The organism is Nitrosomonas eutropha (assembly GCF_900116685.1).
GTDB classification, from domain to species: Bacteria; Pseudomonadota; Gammaproteobacteria; order Burkholderiales; family Nitrosomonadaceae; genus Nitrosomonas; species Nitrosomonas eutropha_A.
The window spans coordinates 81,703-95,140 of sequence record NZ_FPBL01000004.1; the positions used below are offsets into that span (position 1 = coordinate 81,703).

At 49.3% G+C, this 13,438-nt stretch carries 9 protein-coding genes and 1 pseudogene; 3 read left to right on the forward strand and 7 right to left on the reverse strand.

Annotated elements, in window-relative coordinates:
* Positions 1-35: 35 nt before the first annotated feature.
* On the forward strand, positions 36-1,976 hold the full coding sequence (dnaK, locus tag BM331_RS06060; protein ID WP_074927972.1) for a molecular chaperone DnaK: 1,941 nt from the start codon (positions 36-38) through the stop codon (positions 1,974-1,976).
* 198 nt (positions 1,977-2,174) lie between these two features.
* Positions 2,175-3,284, forward strand: coding sequence for a molecular chaperone DnaJ (gene dnaJ / locus BM331_RS06065; RefSeq protein WP_074927974.1), 1,110 nt, complete (start codon positions 2,175-2,177; stop codon positions 3,282-3,284).
* A gap of 61 nt (positions 3,285-3,345) precedes the next feature.
* Here dnaJ and BM331_RS06070 read toward each other — a convergent pair whose 3' ends face one another.
* The 4 genes from BM331_RS06070 to BM331_RS06085 all read right to left on the reverse strand — a co-directional run bounded on the left by BM331_RS06070 (position 3,346) and on the right by BM331_RS06085 (position 9,443).
* Positions 3,346-6,690, reverse strand: coding sequence for a mechanosensitive ion channel domain-containing protein (locus BM331_RS06070; protein WP_074927976.1), 3,345 nt, complete (start codon positions 6,688-6,690; stop codon positions 3,346-3,348).
* A gap of 313 nt (positions 6,691-7,003) precedes the next feature.
* Positions 7,004-7,570 (reverse strand): TetR/AcrR family transcriptional regulator, encoded by a 567-nt coding sequence (locus tag BM331_RS06075; protein WP_074927978.1) that lies wholly within the window; start codon positions 7,568-7,570, stop codon positions 7,004-7,006.
* Positions 7,571-7,657: 87 nt separating this feature from the next.
* Positions 7,658-8,839, reverse strand: a complete 1,182-nt coding sequence (locus BM331_RS06080; RefSeq protein WP_074927980.1) for a flavin-containing monooxygenase — start codon at positions 8,837-8,839, stop codon at positions 7,658-7,660.
* Positions 8,840-8,900: 61 nt separating this feature from the next.
* Positions 8,901-9,443: an OsmC family protein gene (locus BM331_RS06085; RefSeq protein ID WP_074927982.1), complete on the reverse strand. Its 543-nt coding sequence runs from the start codon at positions 9,441-9,443 to the stop codon at positions 8,901-8,903.
* A 308-nt stretch (positions 9,444-9,751) separates the two neighbouring features.
* Between BM331_RS06085 and BM331_RS06090 the strand changes: the two are divergent.
* Positions 9,752-10,054: pseudogene (locus tag BM331_RS06090) on the forward strand (transposase); the annotation flags it as partial.
* A gap of 384 nt (positions 10,055-10,438) precedes the next feature.
* Here the strand turns inward: BM331_RS06090 and BM331_RS12380 are convergent.
* From BM331_RS12380 to BM331_RS11850, 3 genes are read right to left on the reverse strand one after another with little or no spacing between them, the layout of a single operon-like run.
* Entirely contained in the window at positions 10,439-12,133 is a 1,695-nt protein-coding gene (locus BM331_RS12380; RefSeq protein ID WP_074927985.1) for an Eco57I restriction-modification methylase domain-containing protein, read from the reverse strand.
* Complete coding sequence (locus BM331_RS06100; protein WP_074927987.1) at positions 12,130-13,101, reverse strand: XamI family restriction endonuclease; 972 nt, start codon at positions 13,099-13,101, stop codon at positions 12,130-12,132. The genes BM331_RS12380 and BM331_RS06100 overlap by 4 nt, the downstream gene beginning before the upstream one ends.
* Positions 13,091-13,258, reverse strand: coding sequence for a hypothetical protein (locus BM331_RS11850; protein ID WP_021446695.1), 168 nt, complete (start codon positions 13,256-13,258; stop codon positions 13,091-13,093). Before BM331_RS11850 ends, BM331_RS06100 begins: the two co-directional genes overlap by 11 nt.
* Positions 13,259-13,438: the final 180 nt, after the last annotated feature.

Genomic DNA, 13,438 nt, shown 5'->3' on the forward strand with positions numbered 1-13,438 from the left:
TGGCAGGATAAATTTCAATTTTTAAAGGACATACTATGGCAAAAATAATTGGTATCGATCTTGGAACGACCAACTCATGCGTTGCCGTCATGGAGAGCAACAAACCCAAGGTCATCGAGAATGCTGAAGGCACAAGAACTACTCCGTCGATTGTGGCTTATGCAGAAGACAATGAGGTTCTGGTGGGTGCATCTGCCAAGCGCCAGGCGGTTACTAATCCGGAAAATACCCTGTTTGCCATCAAGCGACTGATCGGCCGTCGTTTCGATGAGGATGTGGTGCAGAAGGATATCAGTGTCACACCTTACAAGATCGTGCGTGCTGACAACAATGATGCGTGGATAGAAGCGCGTGGCAGAAAAATCGCCCCACCGGAAGTTTCTGCACAAGTGTTAATGAAGATGAAGAAAACGGCTGAGGATTATCTAGGTGAGTCGGTCACAGAAGCGGTTATCACAGTTCCGGCATATTTTAATGATTCTCAGCGACAGGCCACCAAGGATGCGGGACGTATTGCAGGGCTGGAAGTCAAGCGTATCATCAATGAACCAACGGCAGCAGCGCTTGCATTCGGACTGGACAAGAAGGAAGGCGATCGCAAGATTGCGGTATACGATTTGGGGGGCGGTACGTTTGATATTTCAATTATTGAAATCGCAGAAATAGAGGGCGAGCATCAGTTCGAAGTACTGGCAACCAATGGCGATACTTTTCTAGGAGGTGAGGATTTTGACTCCAGCGTGATCGGTTATTTGGTAGATGAATTTAGGAAAGAGAGCGGTATTGACCTGAAGAAAGACATGCTGGCACTGCAGCGGCTCAAGGATGCAGCAGAAAAAGCCAAAATTGAATTATCTTCCAGTCAGCAGACGGAAGTGAATCTGCCGTACATTACAGCTGATGCTTCGGGCCCTAAACACCTGGCTGTCAAGATTACACGAGCTAAACTGGAAAGTCTGGTTGAAGAACTGATTGAACGTACTGCTGGTCCTTGCCGAACTGCACTTAAAGATGCAAATTTGTCTATTTCTGACATTGATGACGTTATTCTGGTTGGTGGTCAGACTCGCATGCCGAAAGTTCAGGATAAGGTTAAGGAAATTTTTGGAAAAGAACCGCGCAAGGACGTTAATCCTGACGAGGCGGTTGCAATCGGTGCTGCGATTCAAGGTGGAGTATTGCAGGGCGATGTCAAGGATGTGCTACTGCTGGATGTTACGCCGCTGTCATTGGGAATCGAGACGCTGGGTGGGGTGATGACCAAGCTGATCCAGAAAAACACCACTATTCCAACCAAGGCTCAGCAAGTATTCTCAACGGCAGATGACAGCCAGACAGCGGTTACCATTCATGTGTTGCAGGGCGAACGGGAAATGGCATCCGGCAATAAAAGTCTGGGGCAGTTCAACCTGACCGATATTCCGCCAGCACCACGCGGAATGCCGCAGATTGAGGTGGCTTTCGACATTGATGCTAATGGTATCTTGCATGTATCGGCTAAAGATAAGGCAACCGGCAAAGAGAACAAGATCAAGATCCAGGCAAGTTCCGGATTGTCTGAAGATGAAATCCAGAAGATGGTGAAAGATGCCGAAACGCATGCGGAAGAAGATAAAAAAGCGCTGGAGCTGGTTAACAGCCGTAATCAGTGTGACGCCATGATCCATTCAGTCAAAAAATCATTGACTGAATATGGTGACAAGCTGGAGGCGGATGAAAAATCCAAAATTGAGGCGGCCTTGAAAGCTGCTGAGGAAGCGCTCAAATCCGGAGATAAAGAGGCGATTGATGCGAAAACACAGGTATTGACCGAAGCCTCACACAAGCTGGCCGAGAAAATGTATACCCAGGAACAGGCACAAGCCGGTCAGCAGGCAGGCCCGGATGCCGGATCAGCTTCTGGTCAACCCGGAGAGAAGCCAGTTGAAGGCGAGGTTGTTGATGCCGAGTTCGAGGAAGTCAAGGATAAAAAATGATTTTCCGCAGGGCTGAGGCGAAATTTGCATAGCAGTAACTCATACTGAAAGTATACGCAGAGGTCCGAGAAAAGAGGAAATGACATATTTTCTCAGACCTCCGCGTTTTATATCCCTTATTACAATGGATTTTTTATTAAATTGCTGGAGTAATCGGCACAACGATGTCTGGATGATTTCTACCAGCAGGAATTTTTTATGAGTCAACGTGATTATTATGAAGTGCTCGGTGTCGGCCGGGATGCGGATGAGAGTGAGCTAAAGAAGGTATATCGGAAGCTGGCAATGAAATACCATCCTGATCGGAATGCGGGTGATGCTAAGGCAGAAGAGCGATTCAAGGAAATCAAGGAAGCTTATGAGGTACTGTCTGATTCCAGCAAACGTGCTGCTTACGATCAGTTTGGTCATGCCGGCCTGAATGGCGGAATGGGGGGAGCGGGAGCGCAGGGATTTAGTGATGCCTTCAGTGATATTTTCAGTGATCTGTTTGGCATGCGTGGAGGTGGACGCTCCAATGTTCATCGTGGTGCTGATCTGCGCTATAACCTGGAAATTACACTGGAGCAGGCCGCGCGTGGTACAGAAACCAAAATACGTATTCCCAGGCAGGAAGTCTGTGATACCTGTCATGGCAGCGGTGCAAAACCAGGTACATCTCCCAAAACCTGCCCAACTTGTAATGGACATGGCCAGGTTCGTATGCAACAAGGCTTTTTTTCGATTCAGCAAACCTGCTCACATTGTCATGGAAGCGGCAAGGTTGTTTCCGATCCTTGTACGGATTGCCAGGGGGCAGGTCGAGTCAAGCGTCATAAAACTCTGTCTGTCAGAATTCCGGCTGGTGTGGATGAGGGTGACAGTATACGCTTGACTGGGGAAGGAGAGGCTGGCGCAAGCGGCGGGTTGGCAGGTGATCTGTATGTGGTCATTCATCTGGCCAGCCACCCTGTTTTCCAGCGGGAGGGGAACCATCTGCACTGCGAGATTCCGATCAGTTTTACCGTGGCGGCATTGGGTGGGGAAATCGAAGTGCCCACGCTTGATGGTCATGCCCGTATCAAGGTACCGACTGGAACTCAGACGGGTAAAATTTTCCGTTTGCGTAGTAAAGGCATAACGGGTGTACGCAACCAGTCAACGGGTGATCTGCTGTGCCATGTTGCAGTGGAAACACCTGTCAACCTGACTGCACGCCAGAAAGAATTGCTGGAAGAATTCGAATCCATCAGTCAGGAAGATGGTTCACTGCATCATCCGCGCGCAAAATCCTGGATGGAGAAAGCGCGCGAGTTTTTCACCGAATGACGCTAACCTGGTAATCGGCGGCAGGTATTTTCATAAGTCTGATCTGCCGCTGATACCAGATTTATCTGGCCTTCACCACCTGATCAGAGGCTTTCTTTTCTGCACTCTCAGTGTACAAATGTACATCCTTCTGCGGGAATGCGATTTCGATTCCTGCTTCTGCAAAATTCTGGTTGATTAGCATATGCAGCTCATGCACCAGTTTCATCCTGTCTGACAATTGTCCGGTGAATACCCGTAATTCAAAATTTAGTGAACTGGCGCCGAATTCCAGGAGTAATGCGGCCGGTTCCGGATCGCGCAGCACCAGCGGATGATCATGTGCAATTTTCAGTAACAGTGCGCGCGCCTTATCGCAATCCGAGTGATAGGCAATCCCTACCGGAATTACCACGCGCGTAATCTGATCACTCAATGTCCAGTTAGTTAACTGTTGCGTGATAAATATCTTGTTGGGCACGATCACTTCTTTACGATCACCATCGATCAAGGTTGTTGCGCGAATGTGAATCTTACTGACAGTACCACTGATATTGTTCAGCGTAATCACATCCCCGATTCTGATGGGGCGTTCGAACAACAGAATCAGGCCGGATACGAAATTGGCGAATACTTCCTGCAGACCGAAGCCCAGCCCGACGCTCAGTGCGGCGACCAGCCATTGAATATTTGACCATTCCATCCCCAGTTTCTGCAGCGTTACCATAAGCCCGATGATCACGATCGTGTATCGGAGCAAGGTGGTCATGGCGTAGCCCGTGCCAGGATTGAGCGATAAATGGCGCAGCACCAGCAGCTCAAGTGTGCCTGGCAGGTTATGTGCGGCGATCATGGCAAGGCTTAAAATAACGCTGGCAACCAGTAATGTTTTTAAGGTAATGGGTTGCAGGATAACTTCACCATCAATTTCCACCAATGTACGCCAGATCGTGATTTTCTCCAGAAAACTGAATGCTGGCAGTACATCGACCCAGATAAAGCCAAGCCCGGTAATCAGCAATGCCCAGACACTGATTTTCAGGACAGTTGCTGATTGCTTGCTGATTGTTTTGACATCAATGTAGTTGTCATCCAGCAGATCGGCTTCACTTTTACCCGATGCTGAACGTTGAGCCTGTATCTCCTCCCGTTTCTCGATTGCTCGTTCAAACGCAATCTGGCGCTGGATGATCAGCAGACTGCGGAAGCCCGTGAAAAAGACCAGGCCACAAAATATAGCCCAGGCGATTGAGTGGAATACCAGCAGATATTGATAAATTGCCGCGAAGTAATAACCGATCGCCGCCATGACAATCATGCCAATCTGCATAATGAAGAAGAAAAACATCCAGAATGCAGGGTTGAGTATCGGCTTGAATGATTCACCCTGATACAGTGCCTTACCTGAGCGGGTGAGCGCCATCCAGCCAGATGCAAAAATGGCAAGCACCAGGCATAGCAGTATGAAGGCCAACCGGCCAAAGCCGTTACGAACCAGATCATCATCCAGTGCATCGGTGAACGCGATGATAATGCTCAATGCAGCGACAACTGGTGCAAAGTGCCGAACATCCCGATACATTTTGTTAACGAGTTTTTCAGAGCATTTGAGTTGTCCGATCAACACACCTTCTGGATGAAGTAAAAGCAATACGAATACCCATATAAACACTGCAATAGCTGCTACCTGCAGGCTGATCGAGAATGCATGGCCAATTTCCGTATTAATACCGTATCGCAAAATCAGTGATGACAGCTGAAAAGGCAGATATACGTATCCGGCAATCAACAGTGTGGATAGCAGTATGCCCACCGGGTATAGCAGCCTGTCCTGATTGACCTTGCCCCGCAAACTGTTTCCGGTCCGTACCCATTCACGATAGGTTGGCCAGTAGGTATACCGGAAAACAGCAAATATCAATGTAAATAGTGCAAAAATAATGGCGATGTTTTTCCAGGTTGCGTTGATTGCTTTTTCAATTGCAGTCTGTATTTTGCGTGAAACCAGCCAATTCATGGCATCCTGGATGTTCTGCACAATATCCAGGGAAATGGGTTCCGCATTGCGTGTCAGCAGCAGATTTTCCTTCAGCAGCAGCTTGTGCTGACCTATTTTTTCAATCAACTGTTGCTGAACAGCCAGATGAAGTTGCAGTTCCTTGATATAGCCATGCAGCACCTGGATAAGCTGATCAGCCATCTGTTCGCGGGATTGTTTTAATTCATGAAACGTATCGGTGAGCTGCTGGTAAGCAGGGGTATTATCAGGAGGCAGATCTTCCCCATTCATTTTTTGTTTGAAATAGCTGCGTTCATTCATCATTTGCAGCTTTTCCTGCTCGAAGCGGAACAGCTCCAGTTTGGCGTTGTTCAGCTCTCTTTCAGTTTGTGCCACAGCCGGCTCAACCATGATTTCCTTGAACTGCTTTCTGACCTCTGTTCCTAGTGCGGTATCTTCTCCCTTAAGTTCAAGTCGCTGTTGCAGTGCTGCATAACTTTGTGTAATGAGGGAGAGCTGTTTTTCACTATTTACTTTTCGATTAACCAGTTGAGTGGAGAGATCGGCATAGCTGCTGAGTTTCTTAGCCAGTGACTGATTGTCTTGGGCAAGCTTTTGCAGCCCAAGATACCGCCATTCTTTCTCGACCAGTAATTGCTGGGACTTCTCAACCACTTGCTCGGTTTCAACCCGTTTTTTCTGACTGATTTCTTCTGCGAATAGCTCAACTTCCTGTTCCAGTGCCTGAATTCCAGGAATTAGTGTGAGTTTTTCCTGCAGGGAAGCGACTTCAATGGCATTGGGCAATACCAGAGATTCCAGTTCCAGCATACGTGTTTTGTCGGTGAGTGCCTGTAGCTGGGCATCCTGATAATTCTCCAGTGCATCGAGTATTTTTTTATCTGCTGTTTTCTGAGTTTCGGCCGGATTTTCCGTTAGTTCTGCCCGCAATGTATTAACTGATGCGAGCTCCTCGCGAATAGTCACTGCGCGCTGTCGTAGTTTGGCGATTTCAGCGGCAAGTTTTTGCTGCTGATTTTGCAGATCGGACAGGTCAGCCTGTGCTGCAACATGGCGTTGCTCCAGTTCTTCCGGTGGCAATTTGGCCAGCTTGTCCGGTGTGGTGATAGCAACTCCGGGTGGTGCCTGGCTCTTTTTGAGATTCTCCAGCTGTTTTGGATATTGTTCCAGTTGCCGGGAATAATTGGCAGTCTTTTTCAGATATTCCTGATGATCAAGCAATACCTGCTGATGATTATTATAAATTTCACGTAACCGCTTCTTTTGTGGTGTTTCCTCACCACTGCCCAATACACTGAGTTTTGCTTGAATCGCCTGGAGTTCTTCATCCAGCTCGTTGGCATGGCCGTATCCAATACCTGTCATGGTCAGTAATAAAAAAACTGTAATGCGAAGCAATCTGTTCATGTATTAATCGTAATGAGGGAAGTCTGTCGAACCGATTTTTATCGGTTGCTAAGGCCTGTACTGATTCTTTATCAGCCAGATGAATGACTGATGCTACCAGCTTTTCTGGGGTGGTATTCCGGGTATCTAATGGTGACAGTTATCAGTCCGGGTAAACGGGAGATTCTTCAGATCTGGGGGAATAGGGAAAGAAGAAGGGAAGTGTGCTATATGCTATAAATCTAACCAATATTTTTTCAGATGCCTCTTGTGCATTATTGGCCAAGTGCGATTATCTTGTTGTGTGATCATTAGGGAATTGGAAAATATGAATTTATCTGGCACTGCGTAAAATATCGGCAGCGGCCAGCTTGCCGACATGCGCAATCTCGCCATTACCGGTAACCATGGCCGCTACAATCGTCCCGTCAATCAACAGATTCAGCTTTTCCGTGACTATTTCAGGATCACGCGCCCCGCTTTCTGCCACCATTGCTACGAGTCTGGCAGTGATTTTTTCTCTGTGATCGTTGGCGATTTCCTGTATCCAGCCGTTACATTTTTCATGTTCTGCGACGGCATTGATAAACACACAACCGAAAAAATCATCACTGGCGAACCAGTCCTGCATTAAATCGAACAAGGCCAGGATACGTTCGGCAGGTGAGCACTCCATCTGTGGAAGATCGTAATCGAACCAGTGAAACCACATCCCTGCCTCGGTTTCAAAAACTGCCTTGAGCAGATTTTCCTTCGATCCATAATGAGTATAGAGGCTGCGCCGAGATACCCCGGATTCTTCGATAATCCTGGCAATCCCCGTAGCATGAATGCCCGCCTGACAGAACAGCCGTCTTGCTGTCTGCAGGATTTTTTTCTCAACTGAAATTTTTCCTGACATGATCGTTAAGCTAACCGGTGTTGCAGGTATCCATTACCGGGCAACAGATACAATGGGAAAGAGACTGGTAAGAGTGGTATCAATTTTTTATTTTACCTCCAGTTGTTTACTTAGCTTTTGCGCGATCTTGCCAGCTTCTTGTCGGATTTCATTTAACTGCCCGCTGAGTGGATTGACCTGGCCGATGAAATACAGACGTGGTGCGTCTGGAAATTCTTGGTCACTGGTTACTTTTGGTCTGCCCTTTTCATCGGTGATGCCAGGCACCTGAATGAGCTCGGGAAAACCGGTGCGGAAACCAGTGCCTGCAACGATGACATCGGGGTGTATTGTTCTGGTAGTGCCGTTATTTTGTGAGGTAGTTACAGTACTGAAAATTTCTACTGCTTTATCCGATATTTTTTGTATTGTCCCAACAATTTTGATGCGCCCAGCACGGACATCATCAATAAATGGGCGATAGAGAATTGGTACCACATTATTGATGGCATATTGTTTTGACATCGGCATGGTGGGGGAGGGTAGTCCATAAGCGGACAGATCGCCAATCATGGTGCGCCGCAGAAAACCGAGCAGACTATCCACCAGTGCCATTGGCAGACGTCTTGTCCATACTCCAATCCCGATCAACGGAATGCCATAAATACTTTTGGGCAGAATTTGCGGCGGCGTTCTAACAGACATTGTTACCGAAGTAGCGTGTTTTGCCAGCCGACTGGCAATTTCTGCAGAAGAATTACCACTGCCAACCACTAGCACATGCTTACCTGCGTAATCTTGTGCATTCTTGAATTGTGAGGAATGAATGATTTCCCCGGTAAAGGTATTTTTGCCTTCCCATTCAGGAATAACCGGGATGCGATTGGCACCCACTGCAATAACTACGGCGCGGGATTCAAATTGTTGGTTATCTGTACTGATTATCTGCCAGACATTACGTTCACGGTCATAGCTGACATTTTTAATCTCAACGCCGGTTTGTACAGAAAACCCTCCTCGCTCTGGCATGCTCTCAAGCAGGGAGACTACGGCATCACGGGAAGGCCAACTGCTGGCTGACAATGGAAATTTGCTACCAGGCAGAGCTGAGTAATAACGGCCAGAATTCAGACGCAGGCCATCGTAATGATGGCGCCAAACATCTCCTACTGCCAGGGTGCGTTCCAGCACTAGAGGAGTAAGTCCTAAACGGGTTAGTTCAAATGCAGCCGATAAACCTGACGGGCCGGCACCTACTACGGTTACATCATGGATATCACTGGTATTCATCTGTTCTCTCCTTTCGGTTTCAATCAGAACTGCCTTGCAGACACATGGATTGTGGCGTGCTTTACTTCGACTGGTGATGAATTTCGATATTGACTGGTACCGGGCGCATGATGGTGTCCGGTATCGGCGCAGTTGCTCTCAGCTTCTCTAGCAGTGCAGTGACCTTTTCCTGGGGTGCATCCGTCTGTATTTCCACCACGACGTTAATATCTTCAAATCCGGGATTGCCTGTCTCGACGGCATAAGCCACGCCGAAGTTGACGCGCCCGGAAACATGTAATCGCAATGATTCCACGTTGATACGAGCAGCAGATAATCCACCGATATAAGAGGCGGCCAGACAGTGACCGACAGCAGTCAGCAACAGATCCTGCGGAGAGATGCCCATGCCTTCACCACCGTAACGCGGAGGTTCATCGCCGATAATCGTCTGGCCATCGGTTACATTCGCCGTGGTGTGGTAGCCGCTATCCCAGACAACCGTTGTCTGGTATTTGGGTTTTGCCATATTGCCGCTGCGATCTTCACTAATCTGTTTCTGTATGACAAAAGATTGTTCAATGTTGATTCCATTGACAATGTTTTTAGTATCCGGGGTACTCATTGTTCATCTCCTGGTATGAGTTATTGCTATAAGTAGACCAATCATTCTCTTTCTGGGCGATGATATACCGGGAAGAATGAAATGGCAAGGTTGGGGTAATCCACTCTCCCCCTGCCATTGTGAAGATCATGGGATTGAAACAATCCAGTAATGAGCAAGTAAGAGCCTGTTTGCAATCTGTTTCTCACCCCTGATAATAGATAGATGAAGAGACTAAAATACGCCAGCGACATCAGCCGAGAGAAGTTTGCCGAGATAGAGCCATTACTGCGCAGTGTACGCCGCCGCACCAAGCCTACGACAGTGGATCTGTAAAGCGTTGCAAACCGAACTTGAAGCAAATCCAAAGTCTGCTGTGTGATAGCAGCTACGTCGGCCAGCCTTTTGCCCAGGGCGTCAAGGATATCCTGGGCAAGCACGTGACAGTGCAGATTGCCAAGCGTAGTGAATTGCACACGTTCAAGGTTATGCCCAAACGCTGGATTGTAGAGCGCAGCTTTGCCTGGCTGGAGAAGAGCCGAAGGTTATGGAAAAACTGCGAGCGCAAACTTAACACCAGCTTGCAGTTCATTCATCTGACCTTCATGGCATTGATACTCAGAAGATCATAAACAGATTCTTATGGAAGGACGTTGCTGTGCTTCAGTAATTTGTGGTACGCCAGCGAGATGAGTAGCGATCTATAACTTCGATTTCTTCAACCGAAAACGGTGATCTGACCATTTCCTGCTACCGATATTCAAGTGTGATCAGCAACCGCTGCAATCAGAAAGCAGCACTGCAGCCAGAATTTATGTTCTATCGTGTTTCAGTTAGATAGTGATACATAAGTCTGTGCAGGGCGTCGTTACTGTGTGGTGGTTTATTCCCCACTCGATCATCAATAGATAAAAAACTTACTTGTATTTCAATAATTTAATCTATCCCATCAAGATAATGCCATGAAAAATACCATGCTTAGCTTTTTATCTTGAAGTAGCTCGCTCTTCACGACTCTACCGGTTTCGGACTATGGCTTCGGACACGGTTTCACCCTCCCGTAGTCCGTAGAGCTCATAAGCATTGGTCGTCGAGATAAACGCCGGTAGGTCGGCACTTGGGCCGTTTCCGTCCAGGAAGGCGGGTTCAAACAGCTCCACTTGCTGCCCGTGAGGAGCCAGTTGAGGTAGGCGATCAATCAGATCGTCAACGCTGACGTTTCGAAGCTCCCTCGGCTCCATCTTATGCAGCCCGCCGCCATAGACGCGACCATTACCGAGAAGTTCTTCAGGGGTAATGGCGTTGAGAAACTCCCAGATGGTTCGTTTCAGCTCCGGATCACGGTCAAGAATGCGCGCCAGGCTCGGCTTCGGATAAAGAAGTAGGTATGTATTGCAAGCCGTCGCGCACGAGTGATTGAGGAAAAAGCGGAAGGGGCGTTTACCCTCTTTCTGCCTGCCCATGTAGGTGCAGAGGAAAGGCGCTGCGGGCCGTTTTTCCTGCGCATACCAAGGTGAACGTGACTTGCACAGGTAGCCGCCCGAGACGGGCTTTTCGCCGATTTTCCCAGTATCGAGATAGGCTTTCAGGGTCGGATAGCGATGAGCGATTTCATCTTCGGAAAGACGGGTATTGAGTAAGAAAAGCTGCTTGTCGAGGATCGGAGTGCCATCCGCATCGGCCAGTATCTCGTCGCTGGGAAGATAACGAGTACTCGGCAAGACCGGCGTGAAGCACTCGAAAGGCAAACCCTGATCTTCGATCTGGGTGCGTGTCATGATGAAAAAACTGTTATCGCCCGTGGCAAGACCGCGCTTCACGTCAAACAAGTCACCAAGAGTAACGTGCCCCTTAGCGGCCGCGCCGTCCGCCATCGGATAGCGGGTCCATTTGGGTTCAAGCTGGAGCGTGGCGGCAGGAACGTGCCGCTGCATCGCAGGGGTGGCCAGCGTGCCACCATAGCTGAAGAGAACCTCGTGATCCTTCGGTGGCTTAGCATTGCGGAACCACACAACGGCGGATGAGACGAGGGCATCCGCGAACTGCACGTCGGACGGATCGAAACGATGGATTTGCAGGAGAGTGACCTTGGTTAGAAGGTACTGCTTCACCTGCTGACCATAGTTGACATCCATGAACTCGCTGGGAATCAGCCATCCCGCGATACCGCCTTCCTCCATCCAAGGATGCGACAGGCCCATGAAATAGCAGTAGAGGCCGGATAGCCCGCTGATCCGAACGCCGCAGGCTGCTTCGGTGCGGTGCTGAAGGTAGGCCTTGGCCTCGGAGTTAAGGTGATGATGCCGGACATAGGGCGGGTTGCATATGATGACATTCGCCCTCGCATGTCCTTCCGGCTGCGCATGTGTAAAGTCACCATGCCGCAGGCCTAAGGCGTGATCCTTCCAAAAGGCTTGGGCAGGGCCGTAATAGTGCGGGTCGACCTCGAAGCCGGTGGCGCGCTCAATCTGCGCGACCGACGTGGTGGCACGTAAGGCGGAATAGAATGAGCCGGTGCCGATACCAGGATCGAGAAAGCGCACGCGTTCACCTTCCGGAAGAAGGCTAACGCCATGGGCGACAATTTCCCTCGCAAGTGCAGTCGGGGTGGCGAATTGCCCCATGCGATTACGATCTTCGGAGGTTTTCTGGTCATCAAGCAAGGCTTGAAGATTGAGCCGCTCGGTCTCAATACGATCCCACGTGGTCATAAGCCAAACCCCTGTAGATCATCGATGCGGTGCTCCCATACCCAATCAATACCCTCGGCGGCCTCGTAACCGAGATAGCCACTATCGAAGTATCCGCACAGAAAGAGGATGAACTCTATCGGTCGAATATGGCCGTAGGTCGCACGAAGCTGGTTGACCTTCTGGGCTTCCTCCTTACGGCGCTTGTTGGTGTTGGTGAAGTCGCCCGCAGACTTGGCCTCGATCAGCAGAGGATAGTCACCCTTTGCAGCGGTTTTGCGCATGACCACGGCATCAACAGGGATATTGATACTTTCGTCGCCGCCCGCCCCCTTGGCCACAGAGACATTCATACGAAAGCTGTAGGTTCCAGGTGGCATAGTGTCGAAGGTGACATTCGAGCGGTCAGGGAGCTTGGTATACCCGCGCGCTTCTAACCATTGCCCGATATAGGCAAGCTGGCGTTGTTCCTGGGCATTGCGGATGATCGGGTTTGCAACAGAACCACAAAGCCGGTCGGCGACGATGGTTGCAGCGCGGTGAATTTCGGCTTCAGTCGCGGGATCAGATCGCTTTATCCAGACGAAGATGTCGGGATCAGCCAATCGCTTAATAACGGCTGCGATCTTAACCAGTTCACGATCAATGTTAGCGGCGGCCATACGAACGGGAAGCTGCTTTTCTTTCTCCATCCTCTTGACCATGCTGCTAGACACACCTGCCAGCCCGATGAGCCTATCCACAGCTAACGGTGGGCAAGTGGACATACGCAAGGTCGGCAGGACGCCCGGCCACTTGCGAAGAATTTCAGGACGAATATTGGTCAGATTCTCAGTAGACTTGAGGGTCGTTTCCACGTCCTTCGTGGTCTGAAGGCGTGTTTCCCGGAAAGCCGCTGGCGCGAAATCCATGAACCAACCATTGTACATATCAACTGAGCGCGCAATGTCTGCTTTCCAAAGATGGGGCTTATCAAGGTTAACTGGCATTCTGTGTCTTCTTGCTCTCTTGGTAGGCATCCCACATGCGCTCAAAGAGCTTGCGGATGGACACTCCCTCACGGGCCGCTTCTTCCTTAACCCTCACAGCCAAGGCAGGAGTCATGCTGACTCCTATGATCTTTCTAGGTTTTATGTTGTCGGTCATGGGTACCCCTCGAATCCCCCTTATTGTCGACATGTCGACTCAGTGAGTCAAGGAAATGTTGGAACTGAAGGAGCATCATCCACACCAAACATGGTCTTGCCTTCACCGTGTACGCTCGCTCATGCTCTTTCGAACAAGGTCGCTTTCCGAGTACCGTGACCACATACAAAAGTGTTGCTT

Bases quoted from the DNA above. Each gene is read 5' to 3' on its own strand.
- BM331_RS06080 (WP_074927980.1), bottom strand. From the start codon at position 8,839: ATGAATACCAGTGATATCCATGATGTAACCGTAGTAGGTGCCGGCCCG.
- BM331_RS11850 (WP_021446695.1), bottom strand. From the start codon at position 13,258: ATGACCGACAACATAAAACCTAGAAAGATCATAGGAGTCAGCATGACT.
- BM331_RS06070 (WP_074927976.1), bottom strand. From the start codon at position 6,690: ATGAACAGATTGCTTCGCATTACAGTTTTTTTATTACTGACCATGACA.
- BM331_RS06100 (WP_074927987.1), bottom strand. From the start codon at position 13,101: ATGCCAGTTAACCTTGATAAGCCCCATCTTTGGAAAGCAGACATTGCG.
- dnaK (WP_074927972.1), top strand. From the start codon at position 36: ATGGCAAAAATAATTGGTATCGATCTTGGAACGACCAACTCATGCGTT.
- BM331_RS06085 (WP_074927982.1), bottom strand. From the start codon at position 9,443: ATGAGTACCCCGGATACTAAAAACATTGTCAATGGAATCAACATTGAA.
- BM331_RS12380 (WP_074927985.1), bottom strand. From the start codon at position 12,133: ATGACCACGTGGGATCGTATTGAGACCGAGCGGCTCAATCTTCAAGCC.
- dnaJ (WP_074927974.1), top strand. From the start codon at position 2,175: ATGAGTCAACGTGATTATTATGAAGTGCTCGGTGTCGGCCGGGATGCG.
- BM331_RS06075 (WP_074927978.1), bottom strand. From the start codon at position 7,570: ATGTCAGGAAAAATTTCAGTTGAGAAAAAAATCCTGCAGACAGCAAGA.